Origin of the sequence: Bradyrhizobium sp. DN3 (genome assembly GCF_041357655.1) — a bacterium.
Lineage (GTDB): Bacteria > Pseudomonadota > Alphaproteobacteria > Rhizobiales > Xanthobacteraceae > Bradyrhizobium.
On sequence record NZ_JAULLN010000040.1, the window covers coordinates 1 to 20,216 of the forward strand.

Annotated in this window: 17 protein-coding genes and 1 pseudogene; 4 read left to right on the forward strand and 14 right to left on the reverse strand. The window is 64.0% G+C overall.

Annotated elements, in window-relative coordinates; translation table 11 throughout:
- Nucleotides 1–830, forward strand: a pseudogene (locus AAE027_RS35795) (M10 family metallopeptidase C-terminal domain-containing protein); the annotation flags it as partial.
- A 236-nt stretch (nt 831–1,066) separates the two neighbouring features.
- On the opposite strand, the gene AAE027_RS35800 reads toward AAE027_RS35795, so the two are convergent.
- The 9 genes from AAE027_RS35800 to AAE027_RS35840 all read right to left on the reverse strand — a co-directional run bounded on the left by AAE027_RS35800 (nt 1,067) and on the right by AAE027_RS35840 (nt 10,864).
- Nucleotides 1,067–2,029, reverse strand: a complete 963-nt coding sequence (locus AAE027_RS35800; RefSeq protein ID WP_128938876.1) for a UDP-glucuronic acid decarboxylase family protein — start codon at nt 2,027–2,029, stop codon at nt 1,067–1,069.
- Nucleotides 2,030–2,232: 203 nt separating this feature from the next.
- The gene (locus AAE027_RS35805; protein ID WP_370990626.1) at nt 2,233–2,982 is read right to left on the reverse strand and encodes a glycosyltransferase family 2 protein; all 750 of its coding nucleotides are present in this window, start codon (nt 2,980–2,982) and stop codon (nt 2,233–2,235) included.
- A gap of 11 nt (nt 2,983–2,993) precedes the next feature.
- Nucleotides 2,994–4,394 (reverse strand): capsular polysaccharide export protein, LipB/KpsS family, encoded by a 1,401-nt coding sequence (locus tag AAE027_RS35810; RefSeq protein WP_370990625.1) that lies wholly within the window; start codon nt 4,392–4,394, stop codon nt 2,994–2,996.
- Nucleotides 4,395–4,398: 4 nt separating this feature from the next.
- Nucleotides 4,399–5,787: a surface carbohydrate biosynthesis protein gene (locus tag AAE027_RS35815; RefSeq protein ID WP_370990624.1), complete on the reverse strand. Its 1,389-nt coding sequence runs from the start codon at nt 5,785–5,787 to the stop codon at nt 4,399–4,401.
- Nucleotides 5,788–5,851: 64 nt separating this feature from the next.
- Entirely contained in the window at nt 5,852–7,366 is a 1,515-nt protein-coding gene (locus AAE027_RS35820; protein ID WP_370990623.1) for an MATE family efflux transporter, read from the reverse strand.
- A 10-nt stretch (nt 7,367–7,376) separates the two neighbouring features.
- Nucleotides 7,377–8,198, reverse strand: coding sequence for an SDR family oxidoreductase (locus AAE027_RS35825; RefSeq protein ID WP_370990622.1), 822 nt, complete (start codon nt 8,196–8,198; stop codon nt 7,377–7,379).
- Nucleotides 8,199–8,211: 13 nt separating this feature from the next.
- The gene (locus AAE027_RS35830; protein ID WP_370990621.1) at nt 8,212–8,913 is read right to left on the reverse strand and encodes an acylneuraminate cytidylyltransferase family protein; all 702 of its coding nucleotides are present in this window, start codon (nt 8,911–8,913) and stop codon (nt 8,212–8,214) included.
- Complete coding sequence (locus AAE027_RS35835) at nt 8,910–9,818, reverse strand: Gfo/Idh/MocA family protein (protein ID WP_370990620.1); 909 nt, start codon at nt 9,816–9,818, stop codon at nt 8,910–8,912. Before AAE027_RS35835 ends, AAE027_RS35830 begins: the two co-directional genes overlap by 4 nt.
- A complete protein-coding gene (locus tag AAE027_RS35840) occupies nt 9,815–10,864 on the reverse strand; it encodes a nucleotidyltransferase family protein (protein ID WP_370990619.1) in 1,050 nt (349 codons plus the stop codon). The genes AAE027_RS35835 and AAE027_RS35840 overlap by 4 nt, the downstream gene beginning before the upstream one ends.
- 196 nt (nt 10,865–11,060) lie before the next feature.
- Between AAE027_RS35840 and AAE027_RS35845 the strand changes: the two genes are divergently transcribed.
- Nucleotides 11,061–11,672: an acetyltransferase gene (locus AAE027_RS35845; RefSeq protein WP_370990618.1), complete on the forward strand. Its 612-nt coding sequence runs from the start codon at nt 11,061–11,063 to the stop codon at nt 11,670–11,672.
- Here the strand turns inward: AAE027_RS35845 and neuB are convergent.
- From neuB to AAE027_RS35870, 5 genes are all read right to left on the reverse strand, one after another.
- Nucleotides 11,669–12,739: an N-acetylneuraminate synthase gene (neuB, locus tag AAE027_RS35850; RefSeq protein ID WP_370990617.1), complete on the reverse strand. Its 1,071-nt coding sequence runs from the start codon at nt 12,737–12,739 to the stop codon at nt 11,669–11,671. The genes AAE027_RS35845 and neuB overlap by 4 nt on opposite strands.
- On the reverse strand, nt 12,736–13,914 hold the full coding sequence (gene neuC, locus AAE027_RS35855; RefSeq protein ID WP_370990616.1) for a UDP-N-acetylglucosamine 2-epimerase: 1,179 nt from the start codon (nt 13,912–13,914) through the stop codon (nt 12,736–12,738). Before neuC ends, neuB begins: the two co-directional genes overlap by 4 nt.
- Nucleotides 13,907–15,091, reverse strand: coding sequence for a LegC family aminotransferase (locus tag AAE027_RS35860; RefSeq protein ID WP_370990615.1), 1,185 nt, complete (start codon nt 15,089–15,091; stop codon nt 13,907–13,909). The genes neuC and AAE027_RS35860 overlap by 8 nt, the downstream gene beginning before the upstream one ends.
- A gap of 19 nt (nt 15,092–15,110) precedes the next feature.
- Nucleotides 15,111–16,130 carry an NAD-dependent 4,6-dehydratase LegB gene (locus AAE027_RS35865; protein WP_370990614.1) on the reverse strand — a complete coding sequence of 340 codons (1,020 nt, stop codon included), beginning with the start codon at nt 16,128–16,130 and terminating at the stop codon, nt 15,111–15,113.
- A gap of 123 nt (nt 16,131–16,253) precedes the next feature.
- The gene (locus tag AAE027_RS35870) at nt 16,254–17,456 is read right to left on the reverse strand and encodes an HAD-IIIA family hydrolase (RefSeq protein ID WP_370990613.1); all 1,203 of its coding nucleotides are present in this window, start codon (nt 17,454–17,456) and stop codon (nt 16,254–16,256) included.
- Between the two features lie 464 nt (nt 17,457–17,920).
- On the opposite strand from AAE027_RS35870, the gene AAE027_RS35875 reads away from it, so the two are divergent.
- Nucleotides 17,921–18,790, forward strand: a complete 870-nt coding sequence (locus AAE027_RS35875; RefSeq protein WP_370990612.1) for a hypothetical protein — start codon at nt 17,921–17,923, stop codon at nt 18,788–18,790.
- Nucleotides 18,791–18,799: 9 nt separating this feature from the next.
- Nucleotides 18,800–20,206 (forward strand): DUF6418 domain-containing protein, encoded by a 1,407-nt coding sequence (locus AAE027_RS35880; protein ID WP_370990611.1) that lies wholly within the window; start codon nt 18,800–18,802, stop codon nt 20,204–20,206.
- Nucleotides 20,207–20,216: the final 10 nt, after the last annotated feature.

Genomic DNA, 20,216 nt, shown 5'->3' on the forward strand with positions numbered 1-20,216 from the left:
TGAACACGGCCAATTACACCACATGGTCCGTCATTGCCGCCGAGCAGGTGTCCGGCGGTGGCTACGACGTGGTCTGGAAGGATTCGTCGAACGGGCATTACTCGGTCTGGAGCACGGACAGCAACGGCAATTTCGTGACCACCCTCGCGGCGGCCCCGGAAGTCCTGGGGACCGATCCGTCCCTGAAAGCGCTGGAGCCGACGCTCCAGCAGGATCTCAACGGCGATGGCACGATGGGCGTGCCGGTCGCCAGCCCCGTCACGATCGAGGCGATCGGATCGACCAGTGTGGTGGTGTCCGGCGGCAACTACTACCTGGACAACATCTCGACCGGCACCGGGCCTACGCTGAAATACCAAGGCAATGTGGTGAACACGGCCAATTACACCACATGGTCGGTCATTGCCGCCGAGCAGGTGTCAGGCGGTGGCTACGACGTGGTCTGGAAGGATTCGTCGAATGGGCATTACTCGGTCTGGAGCACGGACAGCAGCGGCAATTTCGTGACGACTCTCGCCGCGGCTCCCGAAGTGCTGGGGACCGATCCGTCCCTGAAAGCACTGGAGCCGACGCTCCAGCAGGATCTCAATGGCGATGGCGCCGTCGGCGCAGCGCCGCTCGCTGCGGATAGTTCAGTGTTCAATTTCAATGACAACTCACTGTCCAGCCCGCCGGAGGCGCCTGATCCCATGCCCGGTTGGGTTGGGGCGGAGGTCACGCCCTCGCCGTCGGGGCCCGCTGAGGCGGTGGTGAACCACGATGCCTCCGTGCCCGTGAGCCCGGTCGACCTTCTGCATGACCTGCACCACAGCGGCTTGCTGCTCGCCTGACGCACAATTGGCATGCTGACATAGTGCGCCTGTTTTGCCCGACGAGTCAAATCCGCTTCGAAAAATCCGCAGCGCGCTTGGCTAGCAGTTAAGTCATTGATAAAGCTGGGTCCGGCTACTGTGCATGGGGTTGTTTTCGCACTTTTTGATGTGCGAGCGTCGAAATGACGATTTTTCTCGATCGCAACGCGCGCATTGCGAACGCCCGCTGCGGGCGATGACAGCTGCGCGCGGAATCAGGTCAGTTCAAGCGAGCGCTTGAAGTAGGCGATCGTCTCCTTCAGCCCATCCTCGAGCGCGACCTTCGGCTCCCAGTTCAGCGCCGCCTTCGCCTTGGCGAGGTCGGGCTGGCGCTGCCGCGGGTCGTCTTGCGGCAGCGGCTTGAACACTAGCTTGGAACGCGAGCCCGTCAGCTTGATGACCTTCTCGGCGAGTTCGCGGATCGTGAACTCGGAGTTGTTGCCGAGGTTGATCGGGCCGGTGACGTCTTCCGGCGTCACCATCAGCCGCGTAATGGCCTCGACGAGATCGTCGACATAGCAGAAGGAGCGGGTCTGCCCGCCGTCGCCGAACACCGTGATCGGCTCGCCCTTGAGGGCCTGGACGATGAAGGACGACACCACGCGGCCGTCATTGGGCTGCATGCGCGGGCCGTAGGTGTTGAAGATGCGCGCGACCTTGATCGGCAGGCCGTGCTGGCGCCAGTAGTCGAAGAACAGCGTCTCGGCGCAACGCTTGCCCTCGTCGTAGCAGGAGCGGATGCCGATCGGGTTGACGTTACCCCAATAGTCCTCAGTCTGAGGATGGATCAGCGGATCGCCATAGACCTCGCTGGTGGAGGCCTGGAAGATGCGCGCCTTGAGCCGCTTGGCGAGGCCGAGCATGTTGATGGCGCCGTGCACCGAGGTCTTGGTGGTCTGCACGGGGTCACGCTGGTAGTGGATCGGCGAGGCCGGGCAGGCCAGGTTGAAGATCGCGTCGACCTCGATGTAGAGCGGGAAGGTGACGTCGTGCCTGACCGCCTCGAACAGCGGATTGGCGATCAGATGGGCGATGTTGCGCCGGCTGCCGGTGAAATAATTGTCCGCGGACACCACCTCGGCCCCCGCCTCGAGGAGTCGCTCGCACAGATGCGATCCGATGAAGCCGGCGCCTCCGGTCACGAGGATGCGGCTGTTCTTGTAGCTTTCAAACGGCATGATCGGGTTCCAGGAGGATCTCGGGGGCGGGCTCGTCCGGTGAGGCCGGCAGAGTGGTATCGGCTACGGGCGGAAAGGCCAATAGGCTTGCATTCTGGCGTGATGATCCTTCAAAAGTCCAGTGGGCCGCCGTCCGGGCCGAAATGTTCATTTCCAGCTTGCAGCTGGCTACGCGGCGCTCGTGCGCCGAGCTGCGAGCTTCGCTAGAATTCCCGCCGCTTGAGCCAGGCCCGCGCACCCCAATGAGCAAAACACCAGGCCGACCTGATCAGCGAGAGCTGTTCGACATTGCGGTAGATCTGCCAGACCCATTTGGCCGAGCGCACCGGGCGGCTGGAGACCGAGGATCCCCTGACGCGGTAGCGTGCAAGGTCCTCGTTGAGGCCGTATGCGGTGTGGCCGCGCTCGAGGATCGAGAGCCACAGGCAGAAATCGTCATAGCCCTCGTTCTTCATCGCGATGGGGCCGGCGATCTCGCGGTCGACCATCGCGGTCAGCGTCGCGATCGCGGTGTTCTTCAGCAGCTGGCCATAGCTGAGCGAAGCCGGCACTTCGATCAGCCGTCCGGTGACCGTGTTGGTCTCGTTGATGCGGCGGAAGGCGGTATAGCTGAGCGCAGCCCGCTTCTCCTTGGCGAAGGCGAGCTGCCGCTCGAGCTTTTCGGGCAGCCATAGATCGTCGCTGTCGAGGAAGGCGAGATAGCGGCCCTGTGCGGCGTCGATCGAGGCCTGGCGCGCCAGCGCCGGCCCGCCATTTTTGGCCTGCCGGATCAGCTTGACGCGCGGGTCGCGCTCGCCGATGTCAGCGATGATGCCCGGCGTGTTGTCGGTCGAGCAGTCGTCGGCGATCAGGAGCTCCCAATCGGCGAATGTCTGGCTCTGCACCGAGCGGATCGTCTCCTCGATCAGGCCTTCGACGTTCCAGGACGGTGTGATGATCGAGACGAGCGGCATGATGGGTCCGTTCAGTTCGCACGGGCCGGCTCGGCGATTGCCGCGCGCAAGGTGGCCGCAAAAATGTCGAGCAGCTTGGGATCGCTGATATAGAGCTCGCCCGGATAAGACCGGCGCCAGGCGGACTCGAAATAGGGCGCACCCTTGGCGGGATCGAATGGTCCGCCGGTGAGCGCTTCGCGCAGCCGCGCCGGCACGTCGGCCAGACGATCGACCGCATACACAAGCGGGCAGGAGCGGTAGAATGCATCGCCCATCACCACGACCGGCTTGCCGAGCAGCAGTGCCTCGGCACCCGACTTACTGTTGACGGAGACGACGGCATCGGCGCGATTGAGCACGGTGTAATTGTTGGTCTGCGGCGGCAGCAGCACGAAATTGTCGAACCGGCGTGCGAGCTCGAGCAGGCGGGTGGCCGAGATGGCGCCGATCTGGGCGGGATGCTCCTTCACCACGAGCACGTGCGAATCCGGGATCGTGCGCAGCAGGAAGTCGACGGTCGCGACCTGGTCGAGATAGTCCGGCGAGCGTAGCGTCAGCGCCATGTCGGCCGGAACATGGAAGGGGTAGTAGACGAAGGGAGTTTCGGGCATCGGCCGGTAGAGCTTGCGCAGCCGCGTCGCGTTGAGCGCCATCGCGGCGTGCACGCGGGCATGGCGCAGATTGTGTCCGAACTCCTGGTGCTTGCCGAGCGCGAACTGGTCCCAGAGCTTTTCGGCGAGACGATGCGCATTGCGCAAATTGACGACCTTCTTGAACGCCGCCGAATAGTGGTGCTGGTCCTTCTTGGGGATGACGATCGCGCGCTGCGTCAGCGTCTCGTCCAGATAGGCGCGCACCTCGGCGGATACCGCGTCCGCGGGTTTGGCCATCACGTCGGGGGCGGCAAAGCTGTCCGGCGTGAAATACATCCGGCCGCGAAAGAACGAAGGCTCGATGAACCAGTTGCGGATGCCCCGGCGCCTGGCGGCGTGGAAGCTGGCGATGACGGACAGGAAGCCGCCGAGCTCCTGGACCAGTTCGGCGCGTCGCCCCTGCGCCTCCAGCCGGTCGAGCACTGTCTCCATGGCGTTGGCATAGATCATGAAACGCCGGCGCAGCGCCGCCGTATCGCTGATGCCGAAGGTGAAACGCTCGTGGCTGAACAGGAGATTGGTCCCGTCGAGTCCGTAAAAGGCGACGCGGGCGTCGAACGCCTTGCGATCGTCGGGCGAGGGGCCGGCCTTGAGACCCTCGCGATACATGTTCGTGACCGGCACGCCTTCGGCAACCGACATCTCGGCGCTGCGATCGTCGAAGGCAAGCAGCTCGACGTCATGTCCCGCTAAGCGCAACCGCTGCGCAACCGGAATCCAGAACCGGGTCTGGTATTCGGCAAGCGTGGTGATGAGAATGGTCTTTGCAGTGGTCATGAGTCTATTTGGTGTGTTCGATCGCAATGCTGGCGAGCGGCAGGCCCGTCGTCGCGCAATGCGCGCGTCTTGCCGCAAATTGCGACGGGTTCGCACGATCGTGGGTTGCGATGCGTTGCAGCAGGGTCCTGACGAAGATCGGCTCGATGCGCTTGTCGCGCCGCGCTGGATTGAATTGGCTGCGCAGCCGCTCGGTGACGGCCGAGCCGAGCGCGGCACTGGCGGCGCCCTTGACGACCTGGCCGAGGCTCGGCTTGGCGCGCGTGCCCTTCACGGTTGCGAGCAGCGAGACGTAAGGCCGGCGCGACGTCGTTGCGCGGGTCAGAACGTCGGCGACACGTTCGGCGGCTTGCCCGTCGTTGAGATGGAAGAAGGCCTCGATATCGGCGGCGTGAACGCGGGCGAAATCGAAGGTCTCGGTCTCACGCTCGATGTGATCGATTGCGCCGAGGAGCTCATCGAACGAGGCGACCTTCCGGCTCACCCGCGCGGGGAGCGCGGCATGGCCGGCAGTGATCGGCGTGTTCAAATATTCGAGCTGGAGCGGCAGCTTTCCGAGCAATACAGATTCGACGGCCGTGCCGCAGTTGAGATGAACGACCGCGGCCGCATTGCGGATGCGGTCGAGCACGCTGCCGGTGCCGTCGATCAGGACGTTGGCGTGGCGCGCGAGCGCGTTGCGATAGACCTCCTCGCTCTCGAAAGGATGCGGACGCACCAGAATGGTGCGGTCGGGCCGCGCGGCGGCGAGGCGGTCGATCTCGGCGAGATAGTTGGCGAAGACCTGCTTCAGGTCCGCAATGAAGCGGTCGACATAGGCGCCGTCCCAGCCGGCCCGCACCATCGCCTCGCGTTCGCCGCCCGGCTTGCCGGTGAAGCGTGAATTGACCAGCGGGAAGTTGGCGTTGACGAGCAGGTAGCCGCGCGGTTCGCCATCGAGCAGCGCGCGCCAGCGCGGGGCCGCAAAATCGAAGCGCGGGCATCCGGTGAGATGAAGATGCTCCGGAGGCATGGTTCCGGCCGCCAGGAAGGCATCATGCAGCCGGTTGCCCCAGAAGAAATAGCCTGCCAGGACGTCGGCGTAACCGCTGTCCTTGATATGAGCGGCCATCGCCGGCGGCGAGTTGCCGCCCTTTTCCGCGAGCACGCCGCCTTCGGTATCGAGGACGTACAGCGCGAGTCCGGCTTTGGCAAAGCTGCGCATCAGGTCGAGATTGACGGGGCGCGCGTAGTTGACGACCAGCGCGTCGAGCCCCAGCCGCGGCACATCGACGGCCTGCTCGTACATCGGCACCAGCGTGACCGCGACGCCGCGCCGCGCGAGCTGATAACCGAGCATGACTGCCCCCGGCAGGTCACGCTTGGGGTGATCGACCACCAGGCCTATGCGCACCGTTTGCGTCTCCTCGTGTCGACCAAGGCGTTCATCGATCTCCCGAACATGCTGATGCGAATGGCTAGGTCGACGCCCAGCCGAAGCGGTGGCCAAGTTCCGCGAAGATCGCCCGCTGGCGGTCTTCCAGAACGAGAAAATACTGTATGGCCCAGCTCACCGCGCAGAACGAGGCGATCGCAAGTCCGAGCCCCCAGAAGCTGTCGATGGCCAAATGGTCTGCAAGCTCGAGTAGCAGCAGGCCCAAGACCACGAAAATGACAGCCTGGGCGAGAAGTGCTCTAATGAGGCGGTAGGAGTCAAGCTGCAACCCGCGGCTCACGGCCCCGATCTGCAACGGTAGAATGACGGCGTTCCCAACCACTTGGCCAAGGATCAGCGCTCGTTCGTCGAACAGGTGCAGCGTCGCAACCGCCACCGCAGCCCACACCGCCAATTGATAGATCATGAGCCGGTTCAGGCGCGACTGCACGTCTGTGCGGGTCAGGAACATGACGTTGCCGAAGGCGAGGTACTGAGCGCAGATCGGCACCACGAAGCTCAGGCCCATCCAGAAGGCGTAGGGAGCCATCTGTGGTCCGATCCATACCTGCATGATCTCGCGCGACAGCATGGCGGCCGCCATCAGCGGCGGCACCGTGAACATGGGCAGGATGATGAGGCCGAATTCACCGAGGCGCTGGAACGCCGCAGCGTTACCGCGCTCGTCCAGGCGGCTTGCCACCGGCAGCAAGGCGGACGTCAGGAGACCGACGACGATCTTTGACACCCGTGGCAGCCGGACCAGGGTGTCGTACACGCCGACACCTTTGGGCCCGAATAAGAGGCCGACCAGGAAAGGCTGAATCGGCAGCGCCAAGCCGCCCGTCAGCTTGCCTTGCGCGAACAGCGCGCAGCGGTGGAACAGCTCACGCCGGATCGGCGCGTCCCACATCGCGAGCCTGACCTTGCGCACGACGGCGACGAAGGCCGCGATGAACACCAGACATGCGCGCATCAAGGTGCTGGCGAGATAGATATAGGCCACCAGCTCGAACGAGGCTGCGGCGCTGGCCGCCCAGATCGTACACGCCACATAGGCGATCGTGGAGCTCACCTCGGCCAGCCGCAGGACATTGTAGCGCTCAAAGCCCTTGACGATGCCTTCCCAGACCAGCGCGGGGATCAGCACCAGGTTGGCGAGCGCGGTGTAGCGCAAGATTTGCGCAAACCTGTCGGCGTGAGCGGTATCGACACGGAGCGCGATGGTCAGGTAAGGCGCGCTGATCCAGATCGTGACCGCGAGCAGTCCTGCGAGGACGGCGGCCATCACGGTGAGAAGCGCGAGTTGTTGGCCTGCAACGCGCCAATTGCGATGTTCGCGCGCCCGCGCGACCGCTTGCGTCGTGACTTCGGAGAGGCCGAGATCGAGCAGCCCCATCATGCCGCTCGGCAGCAGGATGCGGGCCAGCACGATGAGGCCGAACTCGGTCACGCCCCAGGTGCGGATGATGACGGGGATGACGACCAAGCCGAGCACCGCCGCAATCCCGAAGGCTGCGCTGGATATCAGCGTGTTGCGGATCAACTGTCTGACCATGCTCCGCCGCTCACCACGCGCTCAGGCCGCCATCGACCGCGATGTTCTGGCCGGTGACGTAGGACGCCGCATCGGAGACCAGGAACAGCACCGCGCCGACCATCTCGTCGGACTTGGCCATGCGGCCAAGTGGAATGCGGGCGCTGTAGCGTTGCTTGAAGGTCTCGTTCTGCCCGCTCTCCACCCCGCCCGGGGTGAGCGTATTGACGCGAACGCCCTTGCTCGCCCAATAGGTCGCCAGGTGCTTGGTCAGGCCGATGACACCGGCTTTGGACGCCGTGTAGACTGCGGGCGTGTTGATGGCGCGACCGAGATATTCGGAGCCTTCGTAGATGCGCTGGTCGGGCGCCATCAGGCCGTAGATCGAGGCGGTCTGCACGATGGCGCCATAGCCGCGCTCGGCCATCCGGCCGCCGAACACCTGAGCGACGTTGAACATGCCGTCGAGATTGACTGACATGATCTCGCGCCACGTTTCCTGGGAGAATTTCTCGACCGGCGCGAAGAAGGCATCGATGTCGCGGGTCTTGCTGGCGGCGTTGTTGAGAAGGATCGAGACCGGTCCGAGGTCGGCCTCGATCGCATCGGCCGTGTTGCGCACCGCATCGGGGTTCGTGATGTCGCAGCCAAAGCCCCTGGCGCGGACGGCATGGCGTGAGGCGACGTCTGCCGCCGCCGCATCGGTCGCAGCCTGATCGAGATCGACGATCGCGACATTCGCGCCCAACTCGGCGAGGCCATCGGCGAAGCGACGCCCGAGGATGCCGCACCCGCCGGTGACGACGGCCGTGCGGCCGGTCAGATCGAACAAAGCCTTGAAGCTCGTAGTCATCGCTTGAGGCTCCTCAGGCCGGCAATCGTTGGCGCAGCAACAGTTCCACCAACGCAAAATCGAGGTCGGAATCGATGTCGATCGAGCGCTCTTCCGGCATTTCGAACAGACGCGTGTCCGGGTAGAACACCGCGGGCTGCTCCAGGAATGGCGCGACACGCCAGACATAGATCGACGCGTTCATGTCGAAGCAGCGCGGCGCATCCTGCCGGCGCGTAATCGGAGGATTGGCGGATTTGGAGAGGCCGACGCTGCCGTCGCTGCGCTGCTCGACCAGATTGAAATAGGGCGACCGCCGCGCCGGCGCTCCGGTAATGACGTTGCGGGCGCCGCTCTCGCGCAGCAGCGCCACCGCACCGGCGATGTCGGAGGCAAGCCTGAGCGGCGAGGTGACGTCGAGATCGACGAAGATCTCCGGCGTCCTGCCCGTTTGCGCGATGGCCTGCTCGAGGCAATGGCGGATCGCCGGCAGTTTTGGCGCGGTATCGGTCGCCATCTCGTCCGGGCGCCTGACCGCGATGTCGGCGCCGGCCTTCAGCGCCGCGTCGAGCAGGGCGTCCGAATCGCTGCTGAAGGCGATCGCATCGAACAGGCCGGTCTCGCGCGCCTGCTCGATGCTCCATGCGAGTACGGGCTTGCCCAATAGATCGCGCGCATTCTTGCCGACGACCCCCTTCGAGCCGCCTCGCGCGCAGATGGTGCAGACGAGACTCATAGCGATATCCAGGTCTTGCTGCGCAGCGCGCGCTCGCTGGCATCGATCAGATGCACGACGCCAAGCGCCTCGGGCAGCGAGCAGGCCGGACGCGCGCCACGCATCGCGGCGAGATGCATGTCGCGGTAGGTCTGGTCGCGCTCGCAGGTGATCTCCGTTGTCCTGCCGTTGACCGTCAGACGGCTGCCGACCAGATCGGCCTCGATGGTGTCGTCGTCGACATTGACGCGAATGCGGCGGACGCCTTGGCGATCGAGATAATCCATATGGACGTGGACCGATGGCGCCCGCTGCATGTCGAGCAGCAGGTCGAGATGGTCGTCGACGTCGAGGTCGCGCGCCCCAGACGCGCCACCCAGCGCCGCGACGCGGTGCCACGGCCCGAACAGCCACAAGAGATAATCCAATTCGTGGCTGAGATCCCGCAGCACGCCGCCTCCGGCTTCAGCCGTCGCGGATGCGGTCGCACGATGATCGCGGCCGGGCCGCCAGTCCCTGATGTCCTGGCCGACATAGGCGGCGATCGTGATCACGTCGCGCCCGTGCAATCTCTCGGCGAGCGCCGTCATGACTGGGTGGAACCGCAGATTGTATCCGACGCTGACATGGGCAAACGGATATTTCGGTGGCGATGCCGGTGTCGCGAATAGCGGCTTTTCGACAAGCACCTTGCCGTGGAAGCCAGCCTGCGCGAGCTCTTGCAGATCGTCTGCATGGCGCGCCGTTTCGGTGGCGATCACCGCGTAATCCGGATGCGCACCCGCCAGCGCCTGCGTGATCGATCCGTAGTCGCCGCCTTCGCGACGGCTGACGGTCGCGACCTGAAGGCCAAGCCCGCGCAGGACGCGTGCATGCCTTGTGCCGATCGACCCGAGGCCAACCACGACGGCGGTTGTCGCGGTCACGGGAAGACCTCGTGAAACTCCGCATGCGCCTGCTCGAAATCCTCCAGGCGGCCGATGTCGAGCCAATATTCGCGGATCGGATAAACCGCGACGCGCCCCTTGTCGGCGATAACGCGCTCCAGCACAGTCGGCATATCGATCCTGACGCCGGGCGCGACATGGCTGAAGACGGAGCTGCCGACCACATAGATGCCGGCACTGACGAACCAGCTCTCGGTCGGCTTCTCGCGGATCGCATCGAGAAAACCGTCCGACGTGGAGACCACGCCATAGGGCACGTGCACCTTGTGCTCGCGCACGGCCATCGTCGCTTCCGCCGGTGTTCCGTTGTGGAAATCGAGAAGAGCGCCGTAGTTGATCGTGGTGAGGATGTCGCCGTTGGTGACGATCATCGGCAAAGCCGGCGGCGTCCGGAAGAGACCGAGCGCGCCTGCTGTCCCCAGGCGCTCCGTTTCGTGCACGTACTGGATATTGGCGCCGAAGGCGCTGCCATCGGCAAAATGGTCCTTGATCGCCTCGGCCTTGTAGTTGACCGAGATGAAGATGTTACCAAAGCCCTGCTGCACGACGTTGCGGACGATCGTCTCGAGCAGCGGCCGGCCGCCGACATTGAGCATCGGCTTCGGCACTTCGCGCGTCAGCGCGCCCAGGCGCTCGCCGAGGCCGCCCGCCATGATCAGGACCGGATTCGGATAATGGCGCGGTTCGAGCAGCTCATCGAGCGTCTCGACCACGACCAGATGGCCGCCCTCATCGACGAGCGGGAGCTGCTTGATCGACTTCTGCCGCATCAACTGCAGCCGGTCCTCGCGCGGCAGCGTCGCAGGAACCGACACCGGCGCTCGGTTCATGATATCGGTCGCAAGGCCGGTCAGCGGGATGCCACGCAGCAGCCCGCGCCTCACGTCACCATCGGTGACCACGCCGAGCAGGCGATTCTGGTCGTCGAGCACCAGGGCGATCTGGATGCTTCCGCTCTCGATGGCGGCAATGGCCTCGCCCACGGTCGCCTGCGTTCCGACGACGGCCTTACGCCAGGATTTCATGGCAATCTGCCTCGTATACGCCAGATATGGGGGAGCGGCCCAGGGCTGAGCCTGCTATATCGCGGCTGCGAGAGGCGGCGTCAACCCCGGCGACGTTCCTCGGGCCGCCCCGTTAACCCCAGCAATTCGCGGCCCGAATCAGCGGTTTGAGGCCGGCGATCCGGCCGTTAAGATTACCCCACGCAGGGGAATCGCGATGGATGATCTCATCATCATAGGGGGCGGCGAGCATGCCTTCATGGTCTACGAGGCGGCGCTGTTGTCCGGCCGGTTCAGGGTCCTCGGCTTTCTCGATCGCCAGCCCGGAACGCTCGGCGACCTCAGCTATCTCGGAACTGACGACGCCGCGCTGAAATATCCGGATGCCGCCTTCGTGGTGGGAATCGGATCGATGCAGGCGGGGTCCGCACGCCGGCAGATGGTGGGCCGCATGCAGGTCAAGCGCTGGGCGGCCGTGATTCATCCGCGCGCGATCGTCTCGCCGTCAGCCAGGATCGGCACAGGCGCCGTCATCCTGCCGGGCGCGATCGTCAATGCGCGGAGCCGGATCGGCGATCATTGCATCATCAACTCAGGCGCCATCGTCGAGCACGACGTGCGGGTCGGCGACTGCACACATCTGTCGCCGGGGACGGTAATCGGCGGCGGTGCGGAGATCGGCGAGAACTGCTTCATCGGTCTCGGCAGCCGGGTCAGGGACCACATCGCGATCGGCAACGACACGCTGGTTGCGATGGGATCGGTGGTTACGGCCCCATGGCCACCAGGGTCCGTCCTTCGCGGCGTTCCGGCAAAGCCGCAAGGTTAGAGCGGATCGTCCGGCTCGAGCGCGCGCGGCGCTGCCGTTCCGATCAGCGACCAATAGTCGATCGGAGGCCGGCCTGCGCCGGGCCGCTTGGCAGTGATGTCGGCAGGGCCGATGGTCTCGCCGACCCTCAGCGCGCGCGCCGCGACGAGGCTCTTGCGCGCCACCGGCACGTTCCTGATCTCGGATTCCTTCGGCGCCTTCACGCCGTCGCCGATCGCGCGTTCGACATTGCGGATGGCCGCGACCATGCGCTTGAAATCGTCAGGCTCCAGCGAGGCCGCGTGATCGGGGCCTTGCGCGCTGCGGTCGAGCGTCAGGTGTTTTTCGATCGTCGTGGCGCCGAGCGCGACGGCGGCGACCGAAACTTCAAAACCGTCGGTGTGATCGGAATAGCCGACCGGAAGCTGGAATGACGACCGCATTGTCGCCATCGCGGCGAGGTTCACGTCACCGATGGGGCAAGGATATTCGGTCGTGCAATGGAGCAGGCTGACGTGCCGTGCGAGCGCGGAGCGCGCCGCCGGATCGCGCCACGCCGCGCGGAAGGCGGCGATGCCGGGCCGATCATTGCGCTCGCCGTAGCCATGGGCGAGCACCCCCAGCGCTTCTTCGATCTCGCCGAGCGTTGCCATGCCGGTCGACAGGATGAGCATCGCGCCGGCCTTCGCGGCAGCATGCAGCAGCGGTGCATTGGTGAGATCACCCGATCCGATCTTGATGCGCGGCAGTTTCAGCGACAGCAGGAAGGCGAGCGAGGCGTCGTCGAACGGCGTCGACAGGAACTCGATGCCGCGCTCCTTGGCGCGTGCGATCAGCGTGTGATGCGCGGCTTGTGGCAATTCGAGCCGTTCCAGCATGGCAAGCTGGCTCTCGGCGGCATCCGTCGCTCGTTGCTGATAATCGGCCTTTTTTGCCGCGCCGCCCGCGAGCGCCTTTGCGTTGAACGTCTGGAACTTGACGATATCGGCGCCGGCGTCGGCGGCCGCATCGACCAGCGCCAGTGCTTTCTCCAGGCTGCCGTCATGATTGACGCCGGCTTCCGCGATGATCAGCGTCTGCGTCGTCATGGCCGCGCTCCACTTGCCGGAATCTCGTAAAAACCTTTTGCCAGAAGCTGCCTGAAATCCGGGATGCCGGCGACGATTTCGGCGAAGCGCCGGCTGGATGCGCCATCGCCATAAGGGTTGACGGTCGCCTGCCGGCCGCGCTGCAAGGCTCCAGCGATCGCGCCGGCAATCGCGTTGCGCTCGGGCGCGGCGTGAAACACCGAGGCCGCGCGCTCGCGCCCCTTTTGGCGGTCGCCAATGTCGACCGTGGGAACGCCGAAGGAGGGGGCTTCGAGCACGCCGCTCGAGGAATTGCCGATAACCACATCCACCTGGCTCATCAGGCTGAGATAGCGAAGCTGCCCGAGCGAGGCCACCGCGATCGTGTTCGGGCGGTCAGCCGCGAAAGCCTCGATCCTGGCGTTCAGCGCACGGCCCTCGGCATCGGCGTTGGCAAGCGTGAACACGAAGCGAAAGGCGGGATCGAGCGTCGATAGTGCCGCGAACAACTCGTCCAGCTCGGCCACCGAACGCCCGGATTCAACCGTGACGGGGTGGAACGTGATAAGCGCGTTGTGTTCGCCGAGCGGCATCCCGAGCGCGCGGCCGATGCCTTCGCGGTCCATCAGATCGAGATGCTTGATGGCGTCGATGCCGACCGAGCCGATGGTGTGAATGCGGGACGGATGCTCGCCAAGCTGGGTCAGCCGCTGCGTCGAACCCTGATTGCTGGTGAAATGCAGGTGCGCCATCTTGCTGATGGCGTGGCGGGTCGATTCGTCGATCGCGCCTTCGGTGACGTCGCCGCCGAACAGATGCGCCATCGGCAGTCGCATGAACATCGCGGCCTGCGCGGCCGCGAACATCTCGAAGCGGTCGCCGAGCACGACGACGAGATCCGGTTGCAGGCGTGTGAAGGCGTCGGCAAAGCCGATCACACCGAGCCCGACGGATTTGGCGACACCGGCACCGGAGTCACTGCTGAGCAGCGACTCGACACGCTCGTCGACCTCGAAGCCCTCTTCGCGAATGGCGTTGAAGGTGTAGCCGAACTCCGGCGCAAAATGCATGCCGGTGGCGACGAGCTGAAGTGTCAGGCCGGGCGTTTCCCGGATCGCGCGCATCGGCCAGACCAGCAGCCCGAAATCGGCGCGGCTGCCCGTGACGAAGCAGATCTTTCGCGCGACATTATTCATCAAGGGCCCTGATGCTGGCGCTGCTGGGTAGGTTGATCAGCCGGCGTTCGATGGATTCGGCGGTCGAAAGGTCGCCGCGCGGGCTTTGCGCGAACATCGGCAGCTTGTGCATCAAGGTCCAGGCCGGACGCGCGCCAAAACCGGCGTCGTTGAGCGCGGCGAGAAGGTCGTCGCGCCGGCCGGCATGGGCTTCGTCGAGCAGGATCGCATTCAGCCAGTAATTGCTCGTGGTATCCTTCGGCTCGTGCGAGAAGCGGACGCCGGGAATATCCGCAAAGGCACGCTGATAGGCCGCAGCCAATTTGCGTTTGCTGGCCAGGAAGCCGTCGAGCTGCTCAAGCTGCGCGCAGCCGAGCGCCGCATTCAGATTCGGCAGGCGATAGTTGAAGCCGACCTCGTCGTGGATGAAGGCCCATTTGTGCGGCAGCTTCGCGGTCGTCGTCAGGTGCTTGGCGCGGCGCCCCAGCTCTTCGTCATTGCTCAGGATGGCGCCGCCGCCGCCCGTGGTCACGATCTTGTTGCCGTTGAAGCTGAGCGCTGCCAGGCGTGCCTGCGATCCGACCGCGCGGCCCTTGTAGGTCGACCCCAGCGATTCCGCGGCATCCTCAACCAGCGCGATGTTCCAATCATCCGCAAGGGCGGCGATCGCATCCAAATCGACGGGGTGCCCGAACGTGTGCATCGGGGCGATCGCCGCGATGCGGCGGCCGGTCTCGCGATTGATGGTGCCGGCTGCAGTCTTCTGCGCGACCGCGTCTAGTCGCACCGCGAGCGCGCGCGCATCCATGCCCAGCGTTTCGAACGAGCTGTCGACAAAGTGCGGCGTTGCCCCGCAATAGGCGATCGCATTCGTCGTCGCGATGAAGGTCAGCGCAGGTGAGATGACCTCGTCGCCGGGCTCGACGCCGGCAAGCCGGAAGCAGGCATGCAGCGCGGCCGTGCCATTGACGACGGCGACTGCGCGTTTGGCGCCGGTGACCTCCTCGAGCATGCGCTCGAACCGATCGACGAACGGGCCGACCGAGGAGACGAAGGTGCTCTTGATGCACTCTTCGAGATAGGCGACCTCGTTGCCGGCAAACACCGGCTCGTGCAGGCCGAGGACTCCGTTAGGTGTCCCCACCGCGCGCCGCACGGCATCGACGATCGTCTTTGGCTCGAAGGTTGATTTGGTCACGGGACTGTCCACGATCGTCTCAGACATTGTAGACGTCAGCCTTGTAGCGGCTGAGATTTGCGGGATTGGTGAACCAGTTGACCGTCTTGACCATGCCGCGGCGCATGCCGTCGACGCCGCCGAATTCAGGGCTCCAGCCGAGCTGCTGGCGTGCCTTGGAATTGTCGGCCCAGAGCCGCTCGACCTCACTGTTGGTGGGACGCAGGCGCGCCTCGTCGGTCTCGATTTCGATCGAGGTTGCCATGACGTCGGCGATCATCTGTGCGGTCGCGCCGACCGAGATCTCAAAACCGCTGCCGAGATTGATGGTCTGGCCGACGACTTGCTCCGCAGGCGCCGTGAGGCCCGCGATCAGGCCGCGTGCAGTGTCGGTGACGAACGAGAAATCGCGCGTCGGGCTGACGGCGCCGAGGCGGATCTTCCGCTTGCCGGTCGCGATCTGGCTGATGATCGTCGGGATCACCGCGCGCGCCGACTGCCGCGGGCCGAAGGTGTTGAACGGGCGGATCACCACGACGGGCATGTCGAACGAAGCTTGGAACGATAGCGCCATCTGATCGGAGGCGATCTTCGAGGCGGAGTAGGGGGACTGCCCGACCAGCGGATGGCTCTCCTTGATGGGAACGGTCTGCGCCGTGCCGTAAACCTCGCTGGTCGAGGTCTGCACGAAGCGGCGCACGCCGGCCATGCGCGCGGCCTGGAGCACGTTCACGGTGCCGCGTACATTGGTTTCGACATAGGAGTCGGGCGCGACATAGGAGAACGGGATCGCGATCAGCGCCGCCAGGTGCAGCACGTCGGTGCAGCCGCTCGCGGCCGCGATCATGAAATGCGGATCGCGGATGTCGCCAGCCACCACCTCCACCGACGCCATGATGTCGGCCGGCACCGTGTCGAGCCAACCCCAGGAGTTGAAGGAGTTGTAATAGACGATCGCCTTGACGCGGGCGCCGGCCTTCGCCAGCTCCTCGACGACATGCGAGCCGATGAAGCCGTCGCTGCCGGTGACGAGGACGCGGGCGTCCTTCAGATCTTCCATGCCGGACCCCAAAAAGGCGATTAAGCCAGTGTTCGCAACAAGATGGCGCTATAGCACACTGGCCGTCGCGTGCAACAGAGCAACATCCGCCAAATGCCCGGGGATATAGCTTTTTGGGCGCCTCTAGCGCTTCCCGGTCGAGGCCAGGCGTTGCTTGACGAATGCTTCCAGATTTCCGCCCTCGAACAGATACCCGGCCACCCCCGCCGCCTGTGCTGCTTCGATGTCGCTTTGCTTGTCGCCGATCAACATGCTGCGCGTCATGTCGACGGGGAAGCGCTTGATGAGATCGGTGATCATACCCGGGGCCGGCTTGCGCCGGTCGCTCGTGCGGCAATAGCGGGCGACGGTTCCGTCCGGGTGATCAGGGCAATATTCAAATGCATCGACATGCGCACCGATCAGCGCCATCTGGTCCGCCATCCAGTTGTGCAAGGCGACGACGTGGTGCTCTTCGTAATAGCCGCGAGCGACGCCGGACTGATTGGTAATGACGAAGGCGAAGTAGCCGGCATCGTTGACGGCTTTCACGGCCTCGCGTGCGCCCTCGATCCATTCCAGCTTGTGCGTCTCGAACGTATACCCTGAATCGTGGTTGAGCACGCCGTCGCGATCGAAGAACACGGCCGGCCGCCGCAGCTTCTCCGGCAATTCGCGATCGGCGCGGGCGAAATCGTCCGGAATGCCGATGTCGATGAAGTAACCGCGATAGGCCGTGCCCCGCAGCGCGCCAGACGCGGCAAGGCGGGGGAATACATCTTGCTCGAGCGAAGCCGGAAGCTTCGCGATGTCGGCGAGAATGGATTTGTCGACGACGTAGATGCCGGCATTGACCGGCCCGGTCGCGCCCGCTCCGGGGGCGATGAAGTCGCGCACCACGTCACCGTCGAGCACGACGCGCCCGTAACGGTCTCCGACGACGCCGTCGCGCAGTGCCATGTGAACGCGCCCGTCCTGCGCGCGCGCGATCAGATCGAGCAGGTTGAAGTCGAACAGCGAGTCGCCGTTGAGGAGCAGGAAGCGCTCGTGCAGCAGGTCGCGCGCATGCACGAGCGCACCGCCGGTGCCGAGCGGCTCGGTCTCGCACGACACCAGGATCTTTGACCGGCCCTTGGTCGCGCCGGCATAATGCGTCTCGACGATCTCGGCCTTGTGTCCCGCAAGCAGGAGAATCTCGTCGAAGACGTCATAGCGCACGAGTTCGTCGATCAGCGTGTCGAGAAACGGCCGGCCGCCGATTTCGAGCATCGGCTTTGGCACGGTTTTGGTGCGTTCACCGAGACGGGTGCCGAGCCCACCAACGAGGATGACGGCCTGTCTCAGCATGACCGCTCTCCGCCTGGGCACCTCAGTCGAAGGTGAGCAGCACAATATTCCTGTCTCAATGATCTGGCTTCTCGTTGGATTGAGCTGTGGTGACTGGGTCTTCTCCCAGCTTCGGTCGACCCTCGATCAAGGCTTGGAGGAAGCAACACGGAGTGGCCAACGTTCCGCACCAGCGCGCACAAAATCGCGCGCTGCTCGCCGCGACGGGATCGGCTGTGTGCGATGTCTACGCTTAGCAGCGGCCGGAAGCAACGAGCAAGGGAAAAGTCGTGAATCCCTGTCGTTGGATCAGCCGACTGGGCGGCCCCCAAGCGAGCGGGCAGCCCACGACCGTTTATCGAGAGTCCTTTGCTATGTGCTGATTGATCAACCATAGATCGCTCAGTATGATGTGATATCGTCGACTGGGTTCCCATCCACATTGTGGAATTTCCCATTCATATCGTGTCCGGGACAAGAGTTACATGCCGATGGACGAGCGTACGCCGCAAGCTTCAGCTTTTTTGCCGCTTGCGAGGTGGTCAGATGTCGCTGTCCAAGCAGTACGGACGCATTGGGTTCTTTCGCTCGTGATCGGAGCGATGTTGTTGGCTGCTCTTGGTTCGCTTGCCGTCGGCCGGAAGGTAGAATCCTGGACCGCGACCTCGACGATCGCAATTGGCACAATGCCCAGCATTGAAGGCATTCTCGGGCTCCCCGGGGCGCCGGTCGAACGCGTAGAGAACGCCCGTGATCTGGTGACGCGGATCGGAGCGATCCAATTTCAAGACAATGTTCTGGCCGATGCTCGGAAGGCGCTTCACGACCCGCGCGGGTCGTTCGCCGGAGCCTCGGTGCGCGGGGTCGTCATCGACGATTCCTCCATCCGTCTGGAGGCGAGCTCCGCCTCGAAGGAGGAGGCGCTGACCCTGCTTCAACAAACGATCCTCGCGATCCAGGCCGCGCACCGGAAATTGTTCGAGCCGAGAATGGAGTTATTGCGTTCGGTGAGCGCTAGCCTGCTAGAAGCGAGAGTGCGGCTCAATGATTTGCTCAAGAAGGGCGACATTGAGTTTGCGCCGGCTCGATCGGATGGAACTTCTGCCGCGCCTGCGTTCGTGGCTATTCCAGGTGCTTCGGTCGACAGGAAGCTCAATGTCGATACGCGCATCGCTTTAATGGCCTATCTCGAGCGCACCGGGCGGATGACGGCTTCGCAGGATGAATTGTCACCTGCGACGGAAGGGCCCCGGCAGGTCAATCTCGTGCGAAGGGCCATCCTGGCGGGCTTGGGCATGGTTCTTTTCATCAGTCTATTGACCTTCTTTCTGAGGCGGTCGACGCGTCCTGTGTAGGGCTTGGCAATGTCCCTTCTGGCTGGAGTCTCGGTACTTCTCTTTATCGTTTGGCTGGGGCTCTTCAGGTCGACGATCTTCGTGTGCCTCGCCTTTCTGTTGTTCACCTTCGCGTGGCGGACGATCTCATCGCTCTATATCGATCTTTCGGGGCCGGTTTTTTCGTCCCAGCTTCAGATGTTCATTGGCCCCGGCGTCATGACGGTGTTCCAGTCGGTTGCGTACTTTGTGACGCTGATTCCCTTCCTTTGGGTCTTCAATTCGGCGGCGCTCGATGAATGGGCGCGGTCGGCGCCAACTCCCGAACCGCGTGCGAGGCATTCTCAGCTGACCCTTTCGGACGCCACGTTCTACGCGTCCGTCCTCTTCTTGGTCTTGCTTTTCGGCGCCCTGATTCAGGGAGGCGTCATTCCGCTATTTGCCAAGATCGAGCGTTGGACCTTCAACGAACAGGCCAATGTCCTCCATCAGTTTGTGATCGAGCGAGGCGACATGCTCTGCTTCTGGTGGGGGACCATGTTCGTCGCCGAGTGGTTGCGACGCCGGCGATACGATTATCGTTTCCTGGGTTTGCTGGCCGCAATCATGTTCTACACGTTTCTCGCAGGCGGGCGCTTCTCGCCCTTCTACCGATATTGTGCATTCTTTGTCATACCGTTCTCGGCGGCGCTGCTTGTTCAGGCGCGGGGTCTCGGAAGCGCAAGTTTATTCAGCTTGATGCCTCGGATTGCCGATCGCCGCATCGTGTTGGCCGGCACCGGCGTCATTGCGGCGACGGCCGCGATGATCGCATTCGCGCTCTACTGGAATCTGACCAGGGTCAGAGGATTCGAAGGCGAGGCCGCGCGGGGCGCTTTTGTAGAGCGCGTTCTCGTGCAACCGGCAGAGATTGGATGGGCATCCTATCAACGTGTTCTGGTCAACGGAGATTGGGATGCGCGCCACGCCTTCGATGCCCTGTTCGAGCGCCCCATCGTTGCGGGACGAAACACGACACCGCAGTTCCTGATGTCCGAAACGATCGGTGAGCCACGGACGACGGAGCACATCACAGGCGGCTTTCAATTCGCAGGTGGATTTCCTGAAATCTTCTTCGAGCTGTTTGGCCCTTATTTCGGCTGGATCTTTCTGCTGGGGGCCGGTTGGCTCACTGCGCTCATCTCCGCGGTCATGATCCGCTCAATCGTCGCAGAGCGATATCTGACGGCGGCCCTATCTTTCTACGTGCTGTACGGCTTCTATGTCATGTACATCGGCGGCATGCTGAACTTTGTCGCGGCACCGACATATTGGGTCAAAATTGCTGCGCTGTTCGCCGCAATCGTTATGGAGGAGCGGGCGCAGAGGTTAGGCCGGCCCATTCTCCCGTGGGTGCTGGCCGACAGGACTCGATTGTTTCGCCGCTCTGCGGTGTGATTGTCCGTGA

Excerpts from the sequence above, each read along its gene's own strand:
- AAE027_RS35800 (WP_128938876.1), bottom strand. The coding sequence starts at position 2,029 with ATGCCGTTTGAAAGCTACAAGAACAGCCGCATCCTCGTGACCGGAGGC.
- AAE027_RS35805 (WP_370990626.1), bottom strand. The coding sequence starts at position 2,982 with ATGCCGCTCGTCTCGATCATCACACCGTCCTGGAACGTCGAAGGCCTG.
- AAE027_RS35810 (WP_370990625.1), bottom strand. The coding sequence starts at position 4,394 with ATGACCACTGCAAAGACCATTCTCATCACCACGCTTGCCGAATACCAG.
- AAE027_RS35820 (WP_370990623.1), bottom strand. The coding sequence starts at position 7,366 with ATGGTCAGACAGTTGATCCGCAACACGCTGATATCCAGCGCAGCCTTC.
- AAE027_RS35825 (WP_370990622.1), bottom strand. The coding sequence starts at position 8,198 with ATGACTACGAGCTTCAAGGCTTTGTTCGATCTGACCGGCCGCACGGCC.
- AAE027_RS35830 (WP_370990621.1), bottom strand. The coding sequence starts at position 8,913 with ATGAGTCTCGTCTGCACCATCTGCGCGCGAGGCGGCTCGAAGGGGGTC.
- AAE027_RS35840 (WP_370990619.1), bottom strand. The coding sequence starts at position 10,864 with ATGAAATCCTGGCGTAAGGCCGTCGTCGGAACGCAGGCGACCGTGGGC.
- AAE027_RS35845 (WP_370990618.1), top strand. The coding sequence starts at position 11,061 with ATGGATGATCTCATCATCATAGGGGGCGGCGAGCATGCCTTCATGGTC.
- neuB (WP_370990617.1), bottom strand. The coding sequence starts at position 12,739 with ATGACGACGCAGACGCTGATCATCGCGGAAGCCGGCGTCAATCATGAC.
- neuC (WP_370990616.1), bottom strand. The coding sequence starts at position 13,914 with ATGAATAATGTCGCGCGAAAGATCTGCTTCGTCACGGGCAGCCGCGCC.
- AAE027_RS35865 (WP_370990614.1), bottom strand. The coding sequence starts at position 16,130 with ATGGAAGATCTGAAGGACGCCCGCGTCCTCGTCACCGGCAGCGACGGC.
- AAE027_RS35870 (WP_370990613.1), bottom strand. The coding sequence starts at position 17,456 with ATGCTGAGACAGGCCGTCATCCTCGTTGGTGGGCTCGGCACCCGTCTC.
- AAE027_RS35875 (WP_370990612.1), top strand. The coding sequence starts at position 17,921 with ATGCCGATGGACGAGCGTACGCCGCAAGCTTCAGCTTTTTTGCCGCTT.
- AAE027_RS35880 (WP_370990611.1), top strand. The coding sequence starts at position 18,800 with ATGTCCCTTCTGGCTGGAGTCTCGGTACTTCTCTTTATCGTTTGGCTG.